General features: G+C 49.9%; 26 protein-coding genes, 1 tRNA gene and 1 pseudogene. 5 read left to right on the top strand and 23 right to left on the bottom strand.

Features of this window, described 5'->3' with window-relative positions; all coding sequences use genetic code 11:
* Positions 1–6: 6 nt before the first annotated feature.
* Complete coding sequence (gene cydD / locus ABD035_RS10765) at positions 7–1,767, top strand: thiol reductant ABC exporter subunit CydD (RefSeq protein WP_343870078.1); 1,761 nt, start codon at positions 7–9, stop codon at positions 1,765–1,767.
* Complete coding sequence (gene cydC, locus ABD035_RS10760) at positions 1,764–3,401, top strand: thiol reductant ABC exporter subunit CydC (RefSeq protein ID WP_212713363.1); 1,638 nt, start codon at positions 1,764–1,766, stop codon at positions 3,399–3,401. Before cydD ends, cydC begins: the two co-directional genes overlap by 4 nt.
* Positions 3,402–3,527: 126 nt before the next feature.
* Here the strand turns inward: cydC and ABD035_RS10755 are convergent, their stop codons facing one another.
* The 6 genes from ABD035_RS10755 to ABD035_RS10730 form a co-directional block, all read right to left on the bottom strand.
* On the bottom strand, positions 3,528–3,830 hold the full coding sequence (locus ABD035_RS10755; RefSeq protein ID WP_343870075.1) for a hypothetical protein: 303 nt from the start codon (positions 3,828–3,830) through the stop codon (positions 3,528–3,530).
* Between the two features lie 315 nt (positions 3,831–4,145).
* Positions 4,146–4,571: a VOC family protein gene (locus ABD035_RS10750; RefSeq protein WP_343870072.1), complete on the bottom strand. Its 426-nt coding sequence runs from the start codon at positions 4,569–4,571 to the stop codon at positions 4,146–4,148.
* A gap of 285 nt (positions 4,572–4,856) precedes the next feature.
* Positions 4,857–6,008, bottom strand: a complete 1,152-nt coding sequence (locus ABD035_RS10745; protein WP_343870070.1) for an MFS transporter — start codon at positions 6,006–6,008, stop codon at positions 4,857–4,859.
* 1,029 nt (positions 6,009–7,037) lie between these two features.
* Positions 7,038–7,187: a DUF3289 family protein gene (locus ABD035_RS10740; protein WP_212713372.1), complete on the bottom strand. Its 150-nt coding sequence runs from the start codon at positions 7,185–7,187 to the stop codon at positions 7,038–7,040.
* Between the two features lie 725 nt (positions 7,188–7,912).
* Complete coding sequence (locus ABD035_RS10735) at positions 7,913–8,044, bottom strand: thioredoxin domain-containing protein (protein WP_256437070.1); 132 nt, start codon at positions 8,042–8,044, stop codon at positions 7,913–7,915.
* A 67-nt stretch (positions 8,045–8,111) separates the two neighbouring features.
* Complete coding sequence (locus tag ABD035_RS10730) at positions 8,112–8,588, bottom strand: MarR family winged helix-turn-helix transcriptional regulator (protein WP_343870066.1); 477 nt, start codon at positions 8,586–8,588, stop codon at positions 8,112–8,114.
* 144 nt (positions 8,589–8,732) lie between these two features.
* Here ABD035_RS10730 and ABD035_RS10725 point away from each other — a divergent pair, with 144 nt between their 5' ends.
* A complete protein-coding gene (locus ABD035_RS10725; protein WP_343870064.1) occupies positions 8,733–9,164 on the top strand; it encodes an organic hydroperoxide resistance protein in 432 nt (143 codons plus the stop codon).
* 401 nt (positions 9,165–9,565) lie between these two features.
* On the opposite strand, the gene ABD035_RS10720 is transcribed toward ABD035_RS10725, so the two are convergent.
* The 3 genes and pseudogenes from ABD035_RS10720 to ABD035_RS10710 form a co-directional block, all read right to left on the bottom strand.
* On the bottom strand, positions 9,566–11,017 hold the full coding sequence (locus ABD035_RS10720; protein ID WP_343870062.1) for a sugar porter family MFS transporter: 1,452 nt from the start codon (positions 11,015–11,017) through the stop codon (positions 9,566–9,568).
* Positions 11,018–11,982: 965 nt separating this feature from the next.
* Positions 11,983–12,140, bottom strand: a pseudogene (locus ABD035_RS10715) (Arm DNA-binding domain-containing protein); the annotation flags it as partial.
* A gap of 159 nt (positions 12,141–12,299) precedes the next feature.
* Positions 12,300–12,374 (bottom strand) — tRNA-Arg (locus tag ABD035_RS10710).
* A gap of 194 nt (positions 12,375–12,568) precedes the next feature.
* On the opposite strand from ABD035_RS10710, the gene ABD035_RS10705 reads away from it, so the two are divergent.
* Positions 12,569–13,738: a tyrosine-type recombinase/integrase gene (locus ABD035_RS10705; protein WP_343870060.1), complete on the top strand. Its 1,170-nt coding sequence runs from the start codon at positions 12,569–12,571 to the stop codon at positions 13,736–13,738.
* On the opposite strand, the gene ABD035_RS10700 is transcribed toward ABD035_RS10705, so the two are convergent.
* From ABD035_RS10700 to ABD035_RS10640, 13 genes are all read right to left on the bottom strand, one after another.
* Positions 13,722–13,907, bottom strand: coding sequence for a helix-turn-helix transcriptional regulator (locus tag ABD035_RS10700; protein WP_212713376.1), 186 nt, complete (start codon positions 13,905–13,907; stop codon positions 13,722–13,724). The two genes, ABD035_RS10705 and ABD035_RS10700, sit on opposite strands and share 17 nt — an antisense overlap.
* 86 nt (positions 13,908–13,993) lie before the next feature.
* Complete coding sequence (locus ABD035_RS10695) at positions 13,994–14,209, bottom strand: hypothetical protein (RefSeq protein ID WP_343870057.1); 216 nt, start codon at positions 14,207–14,209, stop codon at positions 13,994–13,996.
* 50 nt (positions 14,210–14,259) lie between these two features.
* A complete protein-coding gene (locus tag ABD035_RS10690; protein ID WP_343870054.1) occupies positions 14,260–14,757 on the bottom strand; it encodes a hypothetical protein in 498 nt (165 codons plus the stop codon).
* Between the two features lie 331 nt (positions 14,758–15,088).
* Positions 15,089–15,607 carry a hypothetical protein gene (locus ABD035_RS10685; RefSeq protein ID WP_343870052.1) on the bottom strand — a complete coding sequence of 173 codons (519 nt, stop codon included), beginning with the start codon at positions 15,605–15,607 and terminating at the stop codon, positions 15,089–15,091.
* Positions 15,607–15,828, bottom strand: coding sequence for a hypothetical protein (locus ABD035_RS10680; protein WP_343870050.1), 222 nt, complete (start codon positions 15,826–15,828; stop codon positions 15,607–15,609). The genes ABD035_RS10685 and ABD035_RS10680 overlap by 1 nt, the downstream gene beginning before the upstream one ends.
* The gene (locus ABD035_RS10675) at positions 15,825–16,289 is read right to left on the bottom strand and encodes a hypothetical protein (protein WP_343870047.1); all 465 of its coding nucleotides are present in this window, start codon (positions 16,287–16,289) and stop codon (positions 15,825–15,827) included. Before ABD035_RS10675 ends, ABD035_RS10680 begins: the two co-directional genes overlap by 4 nt.
* The gene (locus ABD035_RS10670) at positions 16,286–16,720 is read right to left on the bottom strand and encodes a zinc-finger-containing protein (RefSeq protein WP_343870045.1); all 435 of its coding nucleotides are present in this window, start codon (positions 16,718–16,720) and stop codon (positions 16,286–16,288) included. Before ABD035_RS10670 ends, ABD035_RS10675 begins: the two co-directional genes overlap by 4 nt.
* A 65-nt stretch (positions 16,721–16,785) precedes the next feature.
* Complete coding sequence (locus tag ABD035_RS10665; protein WP_343870043.1) at positions 16,786–17,103, bottom strand: hypothetical protein; 318 nt, start codon at positions 17,101–17,103, stop codon at positions 16,786–16,788.
* Entirely contained in the window at positions 17,100–17,675 is a 576-nt protein-coding gene (locus tag ABD035_RS10660) for a hypothetical protein (RefSeq protein WP_343870041.1), read from the bottom strand. Before ABD035_RS10660 ends, ABD035_RS10665 begins: the two co-directional genes overlap by 4 nt.
* Positions 17,675–18,496 (bottom strand): PD-(D/E)XK nuclease-like domain-containing protein, encoded by an 822-nt coding sequence (locus tag ABD035_RS10655; protein ID WP_343870039.1) that lies wholly within the window; start codon positions 18,494–18,496, stop codon positions 17,675–17,677. The genes ABD035_RS10660 and ABD035_RS10655 overlap by 1 nt, the downstream gene beginning before the upstream one ends.
* Positions 18,497–18,498: 2 nt before the next feature.
* Positions 18,499–18,759 (bottom strand): hypothetical protein, encoded by a 261-nt coding sequence (locus ABD035_RS10650; protein WP_343870037.1) that lies wholly within the window; start codon positions 18,757–18,759, stop codon positions 18,499–18,501.
* On the bottom strand, positions 18,749–18,949 hold the full coding sequence (locus ABD035_RS10645) for a hypothetical protein (RefSeq protein ID WP_343870035.1): 201 nt from the start codon (positions 18,947–18,949) through the stop codon (positions 18,749–18,751). The genes ABD035_RS10650 and ABD035_RS10645 overlap by 11 nt, the downstream gene beginning before the upstream one ends.
* 94 nt (positions 18,950–19,043) lie before the next feature.
* Entirely contained in the window at positions 19,044–19,166 is a 123-nt protein-coding gene (locus ABD035_RS10640; protein WP_256360140.1) for a hypothetical protein, read from the bottom strand.
* 299 nt (positions 19,167–19,465) lie between these two features.
* Between ABD035_RS10640 and ABD035_RS10635 the strand changes: the two genes are divergently transcribed.
* Positions 19,466–19,753 (top strand): DUF2622 domain-containing protein, encoded by a 288-nt coding sequence (locus ABD035_RS10635; protein ID WP_343870030.1) that lies wholly within the window; start codon positions 19,466–19,468, stop codon positions 19,751–19,753.
* Here the strand turns inward: ABD035_RS10635 and ABD035_RS10630 are convergent.
* Positions 19,745–19,942 (bottom strand): hypothetical protein, encoded by a 198-nt coding sequence (locus ABD035_RS10630; RefSeq protein WP_343870028.1) that lies wholly within the window; start codon positions 19,940–19,942, stop codon positions 19,745–19,747. The two genes, ABD035_RS10635 and ABD035_RS10630, sit on opposite strands and share 9 nt — an antisense overlap.
* Position 19,943: the final 1 nt, after the last annotated feature.

The following is a 19,943-nucleotide window of genomic DNA, read 5'->3' as shown; positions in this document are numbered from 1 at the left end:
CACACTATGTCGTCTCGCCCCCCCCTTAGCGGAGCGGCAGCTCGCCTGGCGGAACGTTGGCTCTCGGGTCAGCGCCGCCAGGCTGGTGCGCTCTTTGCCTTGTCTGTCACTATGGCCACGCTCAGTGCCATCATGATGATTGCCCAGTGCTGGCTGTTAGCATGGCTGATAGATAAGGTTGTCATTGGCGGCAAAGGATTAGCCGACCTGTTCCCGGCGATTTGGTTGTTACCTCTCGTCATGATCCTACGCGCAGGGCTGGACATGCTGCGTCAGGGCTTTGCTTTTGAAAGCGCCGCCCGTATCCGTCAGACATTACGCGCGACGTTACTTGAACGAATTTCAGCACTGGGTCCCTCATGGAGCCAGCAGCAGCGGACCGGCAGCATTGCCAGCACGCTGGGCGAAAGTGTTGAAGCTATCGAAACGTATTTTTCCGCCTTCCTCCCTCAGAAAATCATCATCGGTGTTGTCCCTCTGGCTATCCTGGTCGCCTTATTCCCGGCCGACTGGATTTCCGGGCTTATTATGCTGTTTACGGCGCCGCTGGTCCCCCTGTTTATGATTCTGGTGGGGAAAGGTGCAGAGAAAATGAACCTCAGACAATGGCGTAAGCTGAGTCTGATGAGTGCCCATTTCTTTGATGTGATTGCCGGCCTGACAACTTTACGCCAGGCTAATGCCGCCCGCAGACAAGCGAAGATCATTGAAGTGATCTCTGATAATTATCGTCAGACAACGATGAAAGTGCTGCGTGTCGCATTTCTGTCTTCTCTGGTGCTGGAGTTCTTTGCAACGATCAGTACGGCGATGGTAGCGGTGTATGTAGGCTTTCGTCTTTATTACGGTGATCTGGCGTTTCTGCCAGGCTTGTTTGCTCTGCTGCTGGCCCCGGAATTTTTCCGTCCGCTACGTGACCTCGGTGCGCATTATCATGCGCGTATGGATGCCATCGGTGCCACTGAAGGCCTGCTGGACATTCTTAATGCAGAGCAGCCTGAACAACCGCAGGGAAAACCATTACCTGAACAGTCTCCACAGGAAATCCATGTGGAGGGGCTAGGTTACCATCACCCGGAAGGCGGCGGAATAGACGATATCTCCTTTACGCTGCGCCGCGGTGAAACGCTGGCGATTGTCGGGTCCAGCGGTGCCGGTAAAACGACACTGGCGCGGTTACTGCTGAGATTTATCAGCCCGGCCTCCGGTAAAATCCTGCTGGACGGTCACGAGCTGTCTGAACTTGACCTCCGGGACTGGCAAAAGCAGATTGGCTGGTTACCTCAGCGACCGACACTGTTTGCCGGGACCATTGCGGACAATATCTGCCTGGCACATCCCGAGGCCAGCGTTGAGCAAATGCAGGCAGCTGCGGCTCTGGCCCAGGCGGCAGCCTTCATCGAGCGTCTGCCTGAAGGGTATATGACTCAGGTGGGTGACGGGGGGCAGGGGTTGTCCGGTGGACAGATCCAGCGTGTGGCCATGGCGCGTGCCGTACTGACGGCTCCGCCGGTATTGATTCTGGATGAGCCGACAGCGGCGCTGGACAGTAACACAGCGCAGCAGATGATGGCCTCATTGGTTACGGCATTACCGGAATCCGCCCGGCTGGTGATCACCCATGATACCTCGGTGGCGGCGATGGCAGACCGGGTATTGGTACTGGCTCAGGGCAGGGTCATTGAGTCCGGTCATCCGGATGACCTGTCGCGAAGCGGTGGTGTGTTTGCTGAACTGGAACGCTTGCAAAAGGGAGCGACAGAATGAACGACTTACGTCATTTGTTAAAGCTGGCGCGACCATGGCGATTGCGTATGGCTGTCGGGATTGCGCTGTCTGTTGTGGTTATCCTGTCTAATGTCACTCTGCTGTCAGTCTCTGGCTGGTTTATCGCCTCTATGGCACTGGCAGGCGTGGGTAAGCTGACGCTGGAGTTTTTCACACCGGCAGCGGCTATCCGTGGCCTGGCAGTACTGAGAACGTTTGCGCGTTACCTGGAACGTCTGGTGACCCATGATGCGACACTGCGCCTGCTGTCTGTACTGCGTGTCTGGTTCTATAAGCATCTGGAGCCACTGGCTCCGGCACGATTACAGGACTTCCGTGACGGTGACCTGCTTGCGCGTCTGCGGGCAGATATCGATAGCCTGGATAACTTCTATCTGCGTATCCTGGCACCAGCGATTGCAGGGTTAATCTCTTCGATCGCTATTCTGTGTGTTCTGTTCTGGTTCTCGCCAGGTGTTGCGGGTATTGATGTCGTTATGCTGCTGCTGGCCGGGGTAGTGATACCGGTGGCTGTGGCCGCAGGCACCAAAAAAAGCGGTAATGACGTGGCCGGTTTACGGGCATCGTTGCAGGTGGCCTCGACGGATCTTATCCGTGGTCTGGGGGAATTACAGGTTGCGGGGGCGGTTCGTCGTCAGACCCGTCATCTGTCTGATCTCTCACAGCAACTGATCTCGGCGCAGCGTCATCAGGCCTGGATCAGTGCGTTAGGCAGTGCGTTATCTGCGCTGGCAGGTCAGCTGGGCATGTTCTGCACCTTTCTGTTTCTGTTAAGTGCCGTGCAAGCCGGGAAGATTGCCGGTAATGACTTTGTCATGCTGGTGTTTGCTGTGCTCGCCAGTACCGAAGCGGTAGCTGCGTTGCCTGCAGCGTTTGCGGCGCTGGGAGTGACTCGTGAAGCGGCACGTCGTATTTTTTCGATGGCAGAACTCAAACCGGCCATTACGTTACCGGAGACCAGTGTTACTCCTGAGCACTTTGATCTGGCATTTTCCGGCGTTACGATGCGTTACGGGGCCGGCAAACCTGCGGTACTGGATTCACTGAGTTTTTCTGTGTCTGAAGGGCATTGCCTTGCTCTGCTCGGGCCGAGCGGCGCCGGTAAGACGACTATCCTTAACCTGATTCAGGGTTTCTGGGAGTGTGAAGGCAGTGTGACCATTGGCGGCCACGAGGTCAGAACGTTGTCTGATGAAGTGCTGCGCCAGGTAATTTCGGTCGTAGGGCAAAAAACGTATCTGTTTAATGCCTCGATCCGTGACAACCTGCGTCTGGTGGCTCCGGATGCCGATGACGATGCGTTATGGCAGGCACTGGCGAAAGCATCGCTGGAAGAGGAAATCAGGGCGTTTCCGCACGGCCTGGACACTCTGGTCGGTGAGCTGGGGGCAAGGCTGTCAGGTGGCCAGGCGCGCAGAATTGCTATCGCCCGGGCATTCCTGTCTCAGGCACCTGTCATCCTGTTAGATGAGCCGACAGAAGGACTGGATGCGACCAATACCGGACTGGTACTGAACTCTCTGAAAACGCTGGTGAAGGGGAAAACGACTTTACTGGTAACCCATCAGATTCAGCCACTGGTACTGGCGGACAGCCGACTGATACTGGAATAATCGCTGATAAGGCCTGCACGGATAACCGGTTATCCGTGCAGGCTTTTTTCTTCCTCTCGACGATACCGGCCTTCCTGTTTTATTTTCCTGGTCTCTGGTGTTATCCGCCAATCGGGCATAGCCTCCTCAGCGGGGCCCCCGGATCAGGTCTTTTCGCATCAGGTCTTCGTCATAAAATGCGTCATCAATACATAAGGCATCCTTGTCGATTGCCCATTCATTGAATCTGTCAGTACGGTAAAGTGAATAAGTGGCCGTATGGGTAGTCAGTACTGAGAGTTTTAAGACTTTCACTGCCGTGGTTGCCTGCGGCGCTGCTTCCGTCAGGCTGCCTGACCGCCCTGATCCTCTTGCCTGTTCACGGACATACCTTCCCCACAGCTTTGACTTTTCCGAAGGATTACGGCTGACCCCGATCATACCTTGCATCTGAGCCGCGGCATCGAACCCCCCAAAAAACGGGCTGCCCCCGGGAGCTGGATATCTGATTGAGTAAGGTATCGTTTTTTATGTGGAAGTATTCTCTCAGCTCCAAACCTGAGGTCGTACAGCACTATCTTTCCGGCTTCCGGCGCCACTCCTTATAAAATGCGCCAGAGGCTTAATGAAGATATTGCAGCGCTTCCAGCCTTATTTAATCTGAAATCATCCAGATCACTTTTGATCCACCGGCGTATCGTAAATCCTCGCGGATCACCCTGCCGCCGATGATGTTTACCAGGCAGGGTTTGCCGGCTATTTTCATCAATACGCCGTGGACACGCTGTCGTGATCGGGTGAGGCAAGCGTTTGCAGAGTCAGTTTTGCTTCAGCATAGTCATAACAGGTGAATTCGATACTGTTCTCACTGAGATCACACAGATAGAGCGAGACAGAGACATCATGGTCGCATAGGGTAAAAGGAATATCCTTCTGGCGAAGGGGGGGTATCAACTCCGTAAATACCGATGCTTCTACAGCGAAAGCAATCGTATGACCGGGAGACTGATGTTTTCGGGGAAAGAGGGAAAGAGATACATCGTTATTGCTGATCACCAATGGTCCTCCCTGCTCAAACCAGAAATAAAGCGATTCATCCCGGGTAAAATCGAGGACGTCTTTGTACCATTCTTCTGCCAGCGCGATATTTTCAACGTATACATGCACGTGGTCGATCTTCGTTATCTTCACCGCTTTACATCCCTGATGTCATCAGTAATGAGCTTCACTTAACGGTTGCTGAAAAACAATCCCTCCGGATCCCCGATCGCACTGACGTTCACATTAAGACTCCAGCCCCTGACGAAGCCTGCCACTCTTCTATCTCCGTACATTCCGGACAGATTCCGCTTCAGCGGCAGAAAGCGTTGAGATGCAATACCGTTACGCCGCTTAGCGGATCGATCACTGCGCTTGTTCTGTTCAGGAATTTCTCTGCGCTCAGAACGGTATGGCTGGCAGGGATACCGCCCAGTGTTAAAATCTGAGCCTGAACGCACCGCCGATAATAAACAGCATCGAGGCAGACATACAGAGAAAGGCGACCTGCAGGCTGGTCATATTGGCCATAAAACCGATAAGTGCCGGCCCCATCAGGATGCCGAGGTAACCGACAGTGGAAACAAAGGCAACCGACATATTGGAAGGCATAATGGTCTCTTTTCCCGCCAGCGTGGTCAATACAGGGGCAACGTTCGCCGCGCCGGTACCAATCAATGCAAAACCAAGCAACGAAAATACCCATCCGGGGATGAAAACGGCAATGGCAAAACCGGCCATCGCAAATACGCCGCTCAGTATCAGTACTTTTTGCCGGCCCAGAGCGTTGACGATGACGTCCCCGGATAAACGCATGATGGCCATGGCAGTGCCGAAGACGGCATAACCCCAGCCGGCATGTTCCAGTTGTACGTGCCGGTGAGCCGTCAGCCAGATCCCGCCCCAGTCGAGCATCGAGCCTTCAGCGAGAAAACAGATCATACACATCACCGCGATAACGATCAGGCGCAGATTAACCTTCAAACGTGAATTGTTTTGTTCTTCGTGAGAGGCGAAGGGCAACAGTTCTTTAGCGGTACTTATGATGATTACCAAAATCAGCAGGATAGAAATCAATGAAAACTGCAGTGGCGAAAACCCTGAACTTAAAATCAGACTCCCCCCTGCGGAACCGGCAATTCCCCCTACGCTGAATAATCCGTGGAACCCGGACATCAGGGGTTTATCGGATTTTTGCTCAACCAGCGCTCCCTGAATATTGACGGTGACATCGGTGAGGCCGACTCCGGCACCAAACAGCAACAAGGAAGGAACCATCAGGGATAACGTACTGACGGTTGCCAGCAAAGGAAGTGAAAGACAAATACTGGCGACACCGATAAGGATCATCGTTCTGCATCCGAACTTTCCGGCCAGTTTTCCTGAAAAAATCATGGTGATCAGTGAGCCACACCCCAGACAAAGCAGCAGCAACCCCAGTAAGGCAGAGTCAAGATCCAGCCGGTGCTGAGCATAAGGCACAAGCGGTGCCCAGGCACCCATGGCAAACCCTGCGATGAAAAATGCTGCGCGGGTCGAAATCCTTTTACCGATGGAATTAATATTATTGGCAACCAGAGTGTCAGCCATGACTTCTCCACAAAAAAGATAAGATTCACGAAGTAAAGCGCATAATATAGGCTGAACTTATCGATAACAATATTTTTGTCTCAAGTCTCATTATCCCGGAATTTTCAAAATCAGGACCAATAAAAAAACGCGACTTCATCCGGGAATGAGTCATTCATCCGAACCCCTGACGTTATTGGTTAATTTACTGCATTTAAAGAGGAAAAAACTCAACGATATCAGTAGCTAACGGTGTTTCATGACGAGTGTTGAAAATATAATTATCAGGAGATACATATCAGTATATTTTATGATGCCCGGTAATAATAAAATCATTTCAGGTTGAAAGATAGAATCCGATAATTTCTGAGTTAAGATTAAAATAAGAAATACCTTGTGTTATTTTAACGCTCACCTGAATTTAGCCTGGAGAAATTAATGACGCATTCCATGAGAACGATAAACAGCCATTAATTATAGATATGACCCGCTCTATCCACGATAAAATAGAATGTTATCTGAGATTATACCTGTCGGTAGCGGACGTACTGATTGAAGCAGATAGGGAACATCGGGAAATGCTACAGGTCTGTCAGGAAAAAGATGCGGAAAAAACGGCCGGGTTGATGAAAGCACCTGTTATGGATGTGTGCAGAGATTTCTATTCTCATCTGTTTCTAAAGATGGTCCTGACATCTCTGCCCGTCAGCTGGCAGGGATTACTCTGTTTCCCGGCAGGTGAGTCTACGAGTCTGGTTTCTCATTCTACAGTTCCGGTCTTCACGGGAGGGGGGATTTTGGTGCCGCCCATTTTGTCATTAGTTACTGGCAAGCTTCGTCACTGAATAAAAGTTCAGGAGCTTATCACTGCGAAAGATCAGCGTTTACGCCGGTAGGCATCCCATAAGGCGAGTCGGAAAGCGATCCTTTTTACAAATGCCGGATAACGGCCAGCCAGGATCCGGAAGTAGAATTTCTGCATTGTGCTGGTCTCATCAATCCTGTTCAGTCAGTTGCAGGACCCTAAAGAGTATACTTTTTTTTATCCGGCTAAAACCCGAATACAGAGATGTAGTTCAGTCGATATTGCGATTTCAACTGTGCTTCGGTCAGATCACCGCAGTGCATATCACTCGCGCCGTAGTCGTCCATCCATTTTTGGGTTTTGAATAGAGTGTCGGGAAACTGTAGTGCAGCCATTGGTATACATTCCTTGTGTAATAGTCCATTGAGGTATTCACAGGGAATAATACGCGGTGACTGGCGAGAGTGTAAATCCTGCATTATCTTCCCGTCATTTTTTTCAGATTCCGGGCTGGTGCATAGTGGATCCCTTACGCTTTCAGCCCATCGTCAAAAATATAATGTAGCCTCTTTCAGGCTTTCGGGAATATCACACCTGCGCATCACGACGGGTCCGGTTTAAAGTGTACGTCCGGATCCGCGACCTGTTTTGCCTTTTTCCAGGCCACTCGTTCACTGATGTGTTGAAGACAGGCTTTCAGAGGCGGATAGCCTGAAATATCGCGAGCTATAAAGGTCCGTAGAGTAGTTCATGGGAATAACATCATAATATCTGCGGCAGTGAACTTATTACCCGCAAAATAAGGGTGATGCTGTAACCTTTCCTAAATTGTGTCGAATGCGCGTACAGTCCGGTCGCTGAATACCGCCCACACAGGATAATTTTCGTTTCCCGGAACCGTCGAAAATGCCATTCCGGCCATGCAACCTGCGATGCACCGAAAAATGGAACCGGTAAAGGTAGTCTGTAAACTCCGCATCGGCGACCGGTGGGACACGCCGGTTTTCCTGTAGCGTGCGGGAATGTACTGAATAATCGCCCCGGACTCGCCCGGCGTGATTTTGCCATCGGTGAGCACGGGTACGGTATGATAGGGAGGTCATGCCTCAGGCTTCAGGCTTCAGGCTTCAGGTGCCCGCCCGGTCGCAGGATCACGGGGATATTTCACCAGCGTATAAGGAATATTGAGTTCCCCGCATCGCCATACGATACGTTCTGACGTGGAAACTCCCGGATGATGCACTGTTAACATGCAGAGACTCCTGTCAGAAAGGGGCTCTGTTTCAAATGACATCTGAAGACCCTGGCAAGATTAAAGATCAGCCGTTTTCCTGTCGTGAATTCAGTAAATTATCGCGTATCCGCGACATGGCCTTTTGCAGTACCCGGGTTTCTTCCGGTGTCAGGCCCAGGGAATAAAAAACATCCAGGCAGCGCTGACTGGCGTTACGCAACTCCCGCCCCTTATCAGTGAGTAAAATCTGCACCTTACGTTCATCTTTTGTCGAACGTTTTCGCTGAACGATGCCTTGTTTTTCAAGATTTTTTAACAGCGGCGTGAGTGTGCTTGAGGCCAGGAACAATTTTGTCCCCAGCTGATTCACAGTCTGTCCGTCCTCCTCACCCAATGCCAGCAGGGTAATCCATTGGGTATAGGTTAAGCCCAGTTCTGACAGGTAAGGACTATAAGCCTTACCAAAGGCGAGGTTAGCCGAATAGGTGGAAAAGCAGAGAAAATCTTCCAGTTTTGGAAATTCATCCTGCATCGGCAGGGCTGTATGGGTGTTATCCGTCATCGCATATTCCTGCAAAGGTTTCACCCATTATATCGCATGCGATTTATCTTTCAAAATGGATTGACCGGTAATGCCTTTGGGTTATTATTATCTTCATATTTAATCGTATGCGATTTAGTTTGATGCTCACGAAGGAGTCCTGATATGAAAATTTTTTACAAAACCCGCGCAACATCCGTCGGTGGGCGTGATGGTCACGTTGCTTTAGATGATGGTTCTTTTGGGCTGGACCTGGTCAGTTTTAACAATGACAACGGAAAAAAGGGGGCTAACCCGGAACAACTTTTTGCCATGGGGTATGCGGCCTGTTTTGATAATGCGCTGATCCACATTATCCAGCAGCAAAAGCTGCAAGGTGTAGCGACCAAAACCTCCTGTGCGGTAGGCATTGGCCAGAAAAATGACGGTGGTTTTGCTCTGGATATTGATCTGGATGTGGAAGTCCGTGGTCTGGATAAATCTGCCGCAATTGAGCTGGTGAAAAGGGGACATGACGTGTGCCCTTACTCTGATGCCACCCGGGGCAACATCAATGTTCGTCTGCACGTCAGTCTGGTGGATACCTTTGATATCTGACGACACGCCGGACATCACCTGATCAGGGTGCGGCTTACTGTATTTATCATGAATCAGGCCTGAAAGGCAGGCAGGAGAGTCCTGCCTGATATTGGCTGCATGGAGGCACCTTTACCGGAATCATCAAACCATGGCAATGGTAAAGACTTTTTGAAAAATAATGTGTAAGCCGGCAAGCTGCAATCAGGGGTTGCACTTGAACTTCCTTCCGCAGATGTTGCTGAAATACTGGCAACCAGTGAGTCTGACTGATTATTTATCGACAGTGGGCATGGCCCCCACTCAGCAGAAAGCATTGTGTCGCCAGTGCGTGCGATTGCGCCATTTGCTATCACCCCCGTGGTGCGTATCGGCGAACCGGGCACGGGACTATCCGGACATAACGTCCGGATTGATATCCACTACTCTGCTACAGATGTGGTTTTAATACTTTCACCAAAGTGCTCACGTACGTGCGCTTCGATCTCTTCCAGAGACTTACCGCGGGTTTCCGGTAACGCCAAAGCGACGAAGATAAACGATCCCACATTAATCGCCGCAAAAATGAAGAATGCACTGTTCCCGACCAGCGACAATAATGGGGGAAAGACGAACGCGACAATCGCATTACAGACCCATTGAAATGAAACGGCAGACCCTGTCAGAACGCCACGTAACTGCATCGGGAACAGTTCAGACATGAGTAACCAGTAGACCGGTGAAATACACATTTGCATAAAGAACAGGAAAACCAGAATACAGGCCAATGCCAGCAGGCTCTGGGTCAGGTTATGAGGCATAAACACCAGGACAGCACCGAGCATGAGCTGCATAGTGATCACAATAGTCAGTCCGGTCAGCAGAATCGGGCGACGACCAAAATGGCCGATAGCCTTAATACCGGCAAAGGTGGCAATCACCGATACAATACCATTACCAATGGTCGCGGCGATAGCCGCACTGGTTCCCAGCCCGGTACTCTTCAGTATAATCGGCGTATAGTACATAAAGGCATTCACCCCCGTAAACTGCAGCACGATCCCCATACCGAAACCCACCAGTAATAAGCGTATTACCCATTTCTCTTTAAGTAATTCACGGGGCGCGGGGCCTTGTCGGGCCTGCTGCGCATTCTGTCGCATCTCAGCCATTTCTTTTTTTATTTCGCGAGGGTTTTCACGCAATTTTCGCATAATACGCAGTGCTTCTTTGAAGCGACCTTCCGAAACCATCCAGTGAGGAGAGGCGGGCACAAAGAAAGTACCGATAAACAGCATTACGCCTGGGATCATCGCTAACGCCAGCATATACCGCCACATACTTCCGTCATGCAGCAGCAGGCTCATCGCAGCACTCACCACATATGCCAGCAACTGCCCTGACACAATCATCAGCTCATTGCGGCTGACCAACGGGGCCCGGCGCTTGGGGCCGGCGATTTCAGCGATAAATACCGGGACGGTAGAGGATCCCCCGCCTACAGCGATCCCAAGAATGAATCTCATGGCGACCATTATTTCAATATTCGGTGCCAGAGTCGTACCCAATGCTCCGGCAACAAACAACAGTGCCAGGCTTCGCAGAGTAATGCGGCGCCCGAATCGATCAGAAACATATCCGCTGATAAAGGCTCCGACAGCAGAACCGAAGGTCAGTGAAGAGGTGATTAATCCTTCGGTAAACGGGGTCAGATTGAGTCCGCCCCTGTCTGCCGGTAAGGTCATGTAAGGTAATGCGCCGGAAATAATGCCTGTATCATAGCCATAAGCCAGTGCGCCCATCGTCGCAACCAGTACTACAAAAAATAAGCGTTGCTGCACAGTAAACTTGTTGGAACCGCTTTCATCAGAAGCGGCTTGTGGAGAGTGTTTCATTTTATTCATCCCTGGTTCTGGAAACTGCCACGCCATGATGGCGACCGAATGGTTGATACATTTGCCGCTCAGACACAGGTATGAGACCTGGCTCACATTAATAATTACATACTAATAATTAGGCAGGTTAATAAATTTGTTTTATGGAAGCGCTTTCAGATATTTCTGCAGCGTAAAGATTCCCAAATGGCGCGGATCCCCACCTGAGGATGCCTTCGACACTGCGTACTGCAGTTTACTGTTACTAAGACAGTTTGCTCTGACTGGCGAATGACACGCTTTGCCAGCAGTTTCAGGTTCAGGAGGATATCCGCAGGAAGTCAGTCATTAAGGATGAATGGCAGGTGGAAAGACTTTCAGGGTCGGAAGAGAAGGGTTACGCGTTCAGCGACAGCCATGACACGGCAAGCACACGGAAGTAAAGACAGGGGTAACCTCAAAATGACTATTATACACCCCATAATCGGGTGGATATCACAACCTCATTTTTAAGGCGCGGTGCTTTCCACCGAATGATGCGCCTGATTAGGTGCGCTAACTTCAACGGTGCCGGTCCTGCTCACTGTTGCTCTCTGCTTTATGTTTCGTTTTGGATTTTCCCCCGGGGAAGACTGAATCGGTATGAGTTCGTTTAAGAGTTGCTCTTCACCCGGATTCACAGCTTTCAGCGGCGAAATGGATCTGAGTAAGAACGATAAACGGAAGGCAATTCAGTGACTGACAGAATACGGATAAGCACTGCGACAAGGTGGCACCCTTACGCAGTTTTGAAACCAGGATTAAGCGAAAAGTGGTGCAAACATTCGCAACTTGCACTTTTGCATCATGGTCACATTCTGCGGCAACGCCCGGGCCAGATGTAAAGACTGCCACGTGACAGGTCGCGTCTGTGTCCGGGAGAAGACAAAGGATAGCAGGGGATTTACTGAAAAGGAGTGTAACCGGTGTTCCGGGGTAGGTTAGGGGCCGATGACCAGAGTCTTCTCTTTTCCTGAGTGACGATACCGGAGTCGCCAGACCTTTTTGCCGGTCGGAGGCACGAACAGATACAAGCCGCCCGGGTCTGGAGCCGGTAATACTCCTCTTTTGGCTTGGCGGCATCGATCTGTTTGACGGTGAGCATGGGTAAAATTCCGGTGGGTAAAAATGTTTACCCGTTTTTTTCCCGCTTTAGATTGCTGCTGTCAACGAACTTTGACGAACTATAGCGAACAGTTGTTTTTGATGAGTACTGATTTATGAGGGGAGTGCGAACTATAACGGAGGGTGGCGAACTGATGACTGGTGTCCCCTGCAGGAATCGAACCTGCAACTAGCCCTTAGGAGGGGCTCGTTATATCCATTTAACTAAGGAGACTTTGCGCGTTAGTGTTTCAGGTTGTTCCTGAGTGTTCCGATACTACCGTAATTCCTCATGTTTCATCAAGCACTTCCGATGTCAATGTACTCACTTTGTTTCTGGTTGTTCCGCATTGGTTCCGTTTTGTTCATTTGCCATTGCGTACAGATTGAGTACATAATGAAAAAAATCCCTGTGTACATCTCATAATCATGGCCCTTAGCGATACCAAACTGCGAAACCTCAATGGCAAGCCTTATGACGGACCGGCAGAACTTACTGACGCCGAAGGTCTCAGCGCGCGCATTACACCCTCCGGGACCATTGCTTTTCAGTTCCGGTACCGCTGGGAAGGTAAGCCGGTGCGACTGACTATCGGGCGTTACCCTTCAATGTCTCTCAAGGACGCCCGGATCGCTGTCGGCGAGATGCGTGAATTGTACACTCGGGGCGTAAACCCGAAAACGTATTTTTCATCGCTTGGCGATGATATCACCCTGCAGGTGTGCCTTGATCAGTGGTGGGATAAATATGTAAGCGGCCTAAGAAAGAACACTCAGACGCTGTATCGTTCTGTCGTGTACAACACCATGTACACACATTTTCAGGGCGTGCCTGTACACAACATAACGGTGTCTCAGTGGGTCCGTTTCTTTGATATGCAGGAAAAGGACAATAAGAAAAAGGCCAGAGTATTACTGATCCAGTTGCGCTCCGTTATCAACTGGTGCATCAGCCGGCAAATAATCCCATCCTGTGAAGTGATGAAGCTCAGTGTGAAAACCATTGGCAAGCGGTCCGACGTGGGGACGAGGGTTCTGACGTATGGTGAGCTGGCAAAGGTATGGGTAGCACTGGAGAATTCAAAGATACATTCTTCAAACCGCATCCTTCACCAGCTGCTGCTGTTGTGGGGGAGCCGTCTCTCAGAGATGAGACTAGCAACAATGGCTGATTTCAACCTGGACGACATGATCTGGACCACGCCGTCTGATATCTCGAAAATGGGTAACGTTATCCGGCGTCCGATCTTCAGTCATGTTCAGCCATACATTGAGCGCCTGATGAATAACGGAAATCACATACTGTTTCCCGGGATGGAACTGGACAAGCCGATAGACCGGTCATCGTCAAACCTTTATATGGCGAAGCTAAGGGAATTAATTGATATACCAGAATGGCGGACGCACGATTTCAGACGATCCCTCGTCACGAACCTGTCCAGTGAAGGAGTTCCGCCCCATGTCACCGAAAAGATGCTGGGGCATGAACTTGGGGGAGTGATGGCCGTGTATAACAAACACGACTGGATAGCGGAGCAAAAAGAAGCGTATGAAATATATGCCGATAAGATATTCTGGCACGTTAAGAAGCTCGGTTAACTCCGCCGGTTAAAAGCCAGTTTTCAACGTCAGCACGAACGTAGCGCGATGGATATTGCAATACCGGCTCCGGAAATCCTTTTTCCTTGCGCAGCCGGTAAAGTGCAACGCGCTTTTTGCCGATCACGCTGAATACTTCTTCCTGTGTCATTAAATCTGATTGCTGCATAGCATTCTCCTTTACCCAACCCGCAGGCGCGGCGATGCCGCCGGTGACCGGTGCGGGAATAGGGTGGTTTGGTTTAGAGGGTGGGGTTAGTGGCGTTTAAATCTGGCGGCGCGTTCATGCTTCTCTGCATCTTCGCGGCATTCAGAGCAGCAGTAATTGGATTTTGGTAACGATGCTGTCCCGCAGTCACCGTTCAGGCAAATTGCTGAGAATGGCTTCGGCAATGGGCGATTTACCAGGGAAATCTGCAACTGCTGATGTTCCAGTTCTGATGCCTGGTCGAGTGGGTCGGCGTGGGTCATAGTGGTTTCCTTTGGGCAATAAAAAACCGCCTCAGTGGGCGGTTAATGAATTAGGGAAAAATTCTTTTTCTGACAAAATCTTCTTGGCTTGAAATAGCTTTCTTTATTGCGTCATTTTTGCCAAATATAAAGAGATTCACACATAAGTCACCTGATTTTATTTCCTGCAAGATACTTGTGTGAAAAAAAGTTAACATTACGGAGTATAATTTTTTTCTATCGTCTTTTGATTCAAACTCTCTCTCTATAAATTCTATACATTTATAAGAGACAGTTATGATTCTGCTCAAGGCCCCTTCGCCAGTCGGGATGGCACCATCAGAATCTATGACAGAGTTTGCATCTTTTGCAAGGTTAAAAACGATATCATTTGCCCATCTCAGCTTATCTTCCCGACTGTTTTTGTAAGAATAATAACCTGTAATTCCAGCACCTATGCAACCCGCAACTGCTGCAGTGATAGTCCCAGCAGCAATCCATATATTGATTATATCGGAATCATTCATAATCGCATCTCGATCACTAAATTGATAAGCAATATTACACATTCCTCTTAACTTCACCACACAATAAATCAGCCGTTGGCCGCCGAGTCAGTAGACGTATGATTGTCAGCTGGCATTGTGTTTCGATGGGGTAGATTGTTTCAGTGAGGGGAGTTGCCTGGTTACCGGAGAGAATGAGGATGACGTATCCGGCGAGTATCATCACTTCCTCCTGTACGCATCCCACAGAGCAATGCGGAACGCTATTCGTTTAATGAAAGCAGGGTAGTTACCTGCCAGTATGTGAGTGGTGATTCGGGTCATTTTCGTATCCATATCAGGCAGACAATCAGACCGATAATTAACCACGGGATTGCTTCAGCCGTGTTACTCATCACTCACCCAGGCCGTTGAGAAATTCGGAGATTTTTTCCTGTCTTGCTTTTCTTTCGTCCTCGGACAATTCTGCAAGCTCCTTCTCGTAATCATCACGTCTGATAAGAGCATCAAGCATTGTCTGTACTAAAACTCCCTTTCTAAAAATCATGCCAGGATCAAATCTGACATCACACGGCAGTTTCTCAGGCAGCTTAATCACCGGTACCGGCGGGGCGGTGTAGAGCGGGGAAGACATGCTTAGTTCAAGTTCTCTCGCCAGCTGGTAAAGGTGCTCTGTGTTAAAATATGAATTGCCACCCCCAGGCCTTTCATTTTCAGCAAGGTAACGGAGTGCTCTCGGCACCCATAGATTGCACCCATTTGACCACTGATGACGTACTGCAGTCAGTGAAGCCAGGGCGATTTTAAAAACATCCTCTTCATCACTATCCCCACCACGCTGGACGTGGGCAGCCAAAGCAGCCTTGATATACTCAATCAGCTCCTGCCGTCTCTGCTCAGTTATTGGTTTCATTATTCAGTCCAGTATGTTAGTTCTTCGGACACGTGCCACTTTGCGTCTTCCTGATCTTCAAATGGAGGGTCTGTTTTCAGGTGTTCCTCGACAGTCACAGCGGCGTTTTCACGGCAAAAAGCTTTCCATCCCTTACGACCATTTTTCCAACCACGATTCCAACCAAGCTCTTTGGTTTTCAGTCGCCATGCGCGATTAGCCAACTGCATTTGAGTTTTCATAATTCAACCTCCCCGGCGAGGATTTTTGCTGCAAAACCAATAGCTGTTGATCTGGCAAAAGACAGGCAGGCGTCATCTTCTCCATGCTCAATCCTGTTTGCTAATTCCTGGCCCACCAGGCAAACACCCCGCGCCAGCCACTCCCTGCGTTCTGCATCTTTACCAGCTTCAAGTTCGGCAATGCGCTTCTCTGCACCTTTGCGCTTCCGGAATTGAGCTTTCCTGCTGGCCCTGAGATTGTGCTTAGCCAGTTCAGCCATGTAGAGTTGATGCTCAGCATTGGCAAGCCGCTGGCGCACTTCATCGTTTTCCAGTTCGGCGATGCGGGCCTGCGCTTTCTCCAGTGCCTCAACTATCCTCTGTAAGTAAACTGTTTTTACTTTTATCTCTGGGTTGAAATTCCCAACAGCGCGATGCAAATCAAGCTTCATAATAAGCACCAGTTCTGAGATATCAGTCATGCCGCTACTCCCTCACAAATTAGTTTTGCTCTATGACAGAGATCGACATCAAACCAACCGAAATGACACTCGCCAGCAGGGATGCTCAGTTTCTTTGCCAGCCATTGGTATGCCTCGGTTCTGGTCATCAATCCTGATTGCCATATGTGATTAAATGCCGGTTTGCATTCCTTTCTGGCATTTCGTAATTCCTGATTGGCGAGTGTCCCCAGAGGAATCGCCGTAAACGGATGCATGCCGATATAAGCCCGGCATAAGCTGCTTTCGCAGACGTATAGCCAAGGCCATTCGCCATACTCACGACCGTAGATAGCTGAGTTTTTAGCGATGCTGACCGGCGACTGGCAATAGCGGCAGTCAACAGGTGCTGGCAGTGGGTTCTTAACCCGGCCTGTGGCCTTTTTGCTCGGGTTATATGGAGTCTTTTCCACTTTTCCTCTCCAACAGATAACCCTCCCGGTGCCGTATGGCAGAGGATAGGCTGGGTGAATGGGGTTTAATTGACGTAGTGCTTTCGGCTGAAGACGATCCGTGTCTTTTCTTTCGCATTAACGCGCCGTGGTTTGGCTTCCAGCCAGTAGAGCCTATCCATGGCTCTGCCATCAGTGGCGAATGGCTCTCCTTTGCCGAGCTTCACGGTGTCGCCTTTAAAGCTGGAGCGCATAACCTCGTTTATCCTGCCGAGGCTAAGGCCGAACTTGTCGGCCAGTTGCTGACCTGTCATTGGCCCCTTGTTTAACTGCCAGGTTATCTTCTCCTTGATGCCTGAAAGCGGACCATCCTTTGTCCGGCGGTAGTGGGGCATTAGCTTCATGCGGAATTTCCTCCGCCCGCCTCCAGCTCTGATTTTCTGGTCTTATATACCTCAGTGGCCTTACTCACCCGATCGTCATCGCCAGCAAGAGCTGCCTTTGTTTTCTCAAATCTGCTTTCAAGTTGAGCCAGCGTTGAGTGCATTGCTGCTTCGGAAAACCACTCCAGCGGGTCTACCTTGGGTTTCGTTACCAATTTTTCGACCGTATGCTCTACGCGTTTCCCTCGCGATACCGTCAGCATCAGAGAAAAGCTGGATTCGACATCGCTCATGGCTTTAACTTTGATGCCGCCAACAGCCACACCTCCGTACTTCACAGAGGGGTCTCCGGCCAAGGTTAAAGATTTCCCCGCCCAGGCATGGCCGTCATTGCCCCAACCCTCAATCAAGACTCGGCGCATTGATTTTGATGGTTTGTAAGGCCTTCCGTCATATCCTTCCAAATCAATAAATACTGGCTGCTCTTTATTTCCGGCTCGGACAGATTTAATTACCGCAGTGATACTACTTATCTGAACATCGTCAAAATTAAGCTGATCAGAGCGTGGGATAATGGTTTGTGATAGGTCCATTAGATTATTACCTCGTCATCAAACTCTTCATCGAAGAGATAAGAAGGGATATTTATTTCAGACGAGGGGAGAACTATCCCCTCATATCTGGCTGATTCGCTTTCCATGCATTCGGCTAGTTTCTCCAGCGCCTCAAACATCTGCTTTCGTCCTTGTTCAAGCGACTCCTCGCCGATGTAATACATGCAGTTTCGATAAGGCGCTGTATTTTCTACGGCGAAAAAACAGAACTGATTAAGATCTCTGCCGGTTACCAGCCTTAGGACATGAAGGTAAAAGGCCGCCTGGATGTGGTAGTGATACTGGCCGAATGCACTGCTGAACCCTCGCTCCGATGCATCCCTGCAACTTTTCACATCCAGCGGGTAAGGATAGGACTCAGAAAGCCTGTCAAACCTGCATTTCAGGTTAAGGCCAGTGATGTCACACGTGGCAAACATGGAGATCTCAGATTTACCAGGTGACCGCATGTAATCAACAAAATCACTGTTCATTCTGGCTGACTCAACCATGCGGTTTACTGTTTCAACCTCGCTGCCCACCAGAACAAAGTCTGAACCGTATTCACTTACCGCTGCCTTGTAGTCAGCCGATCGCCGGTCAAGGCCATCAGGAAGCAAATAGAAGTCCCGCTTATACACATCAGGCTCAAGTATGGCTGCGTGGATGGCGCTACCAATATGAGCTGACTTACTGCCTTTGAATGGGTTGAAGTAGAGGTTTGCTGGACTAACACTGATTTGCTTAACTGAAGTAGACCCGATCGCCGGGTCCGCATGATAATCAGCATTTGATAAGTTGTGGTAGATGCCTGGTTCCATAGTCAACTCCATTCGGCTTGAGCTTTAGCCAGGCAAATGCGATCAACGAACGCGGCATAGGCGTCCTGTGCATCGTCGCTTGCCAGCAGAGAGAAGTACGCCGGGTTATCTGTTGCGAACATTTCAACGTCATCAGGGAATAGGGCAGACAATTCCTCGGCCCGTTCCCGCACCGCTTCGTCATAATTCAGTTCGGCATAGTGCCGATCCCAGCGTTGTGCCTCTGCGTTCTCAGCGACTGCAAATGAAGGTTCATGCAGCATGGTTCACCTCCATAAGCGAATTCACATACTCAACCAGGACGTCGAAATCCATCTGGCCGCACAGTTCTGTTTGCTGCTCAGTGGTCAGGCCGTCGATGGCGCAATCTTCAAGTGAAACGCTGACCTTTCCGGGCCGCATAGCCCCGCGTGTCTGCACATCTGAGCATTCAATAGTCAGGTTCAGGCTCATTTCGACCTCCTGGTAAGCTGTAACATCCGAAGCCGGTTAGCATCGTTATCCGGCAGTGAGTAGCGAATAAATCCGACGTTAAATTTCAGCCTCTTCACGCAAAAGCCTCCCCGCCCGGACGGGCCGCTTCATTAACAAATCGCTTGATACGGTCAAGCTGTGATTTAAACAGTGATTTAGCAGCGCCAATGACGCCGCCGATGACGTTGGTTGTCATTAGCGATACTCCGTTAGGGTTATGGGTCATATAACCGCCCACTCAGTGAATGGACGCTGATATGACAGGCATAAAAAAGCCCTCCACGAGTGAAGGGCAATCACTAAAGATTTAATCAGAACAGGTCTTCCACTCCTGTTCAGGGCTGTATTACCCCTATAGCCCACTGGTTAATGAGCTATAGGGGGTTACTGGCTTTGCCTGTTTTTACCGGGGCAGGCTCCCGCTTTCCCTGCTTTCCACAGACAAAGGAAACTGATACGTTGGTTATTCCACAGACAGATAAGGGAAGTTAATTAATGGCTCAGTTTACTATTAGGGTTGAATTGCATGGGGCAACACCTAAGGATTATGAAAAATTACACGACTCTATGAGCGCAAATGGGTTCCAAAAAACAATAGAATCCAGTGGGGGAATTAGATACAAACTCCCAGAAGCAGAGTATGTATTTTCAAGTCAGACACTGAATACTGAATCAGTACTGGACAAGGCTATAGCTGTAGCGGAAAAAATTAGCATTCTCCCTGCAGTCATTGTCACAAAATCAGTAGGGAGGATGTGGGTAGGACTCAAGAAATCAATCTGAGGAACCACTCCCGTATTCAGGCCTTTCAGACTCAAGTGCTGCGAAGGCCTCTCTAATCGAATGGGCAAAATACTCAATTCTTTGCCCGTCAATATCACCTCTGCTTTTGTGGCTTTCGATGATCACCTCTTTCAGGACTTCAACTGCCATGTACTGTGATTCTCTGGATAACTCTTCAAACTTTTTCATA

Origin of the sequence: Tatumella terrea (assembly GCF_039523755.1) — a bacterium.
Lineage (GTDB): Bacteria > Pseudomonadota > Gammaproteobacteria > Enterobacterales > Enterobacteriaceae > Tatumella > Tatumella terrea.
Note: the sequence above shows the minus strand (reverse complement) of the source record. Positions and strands in the feature narration are given on the sequence as shown.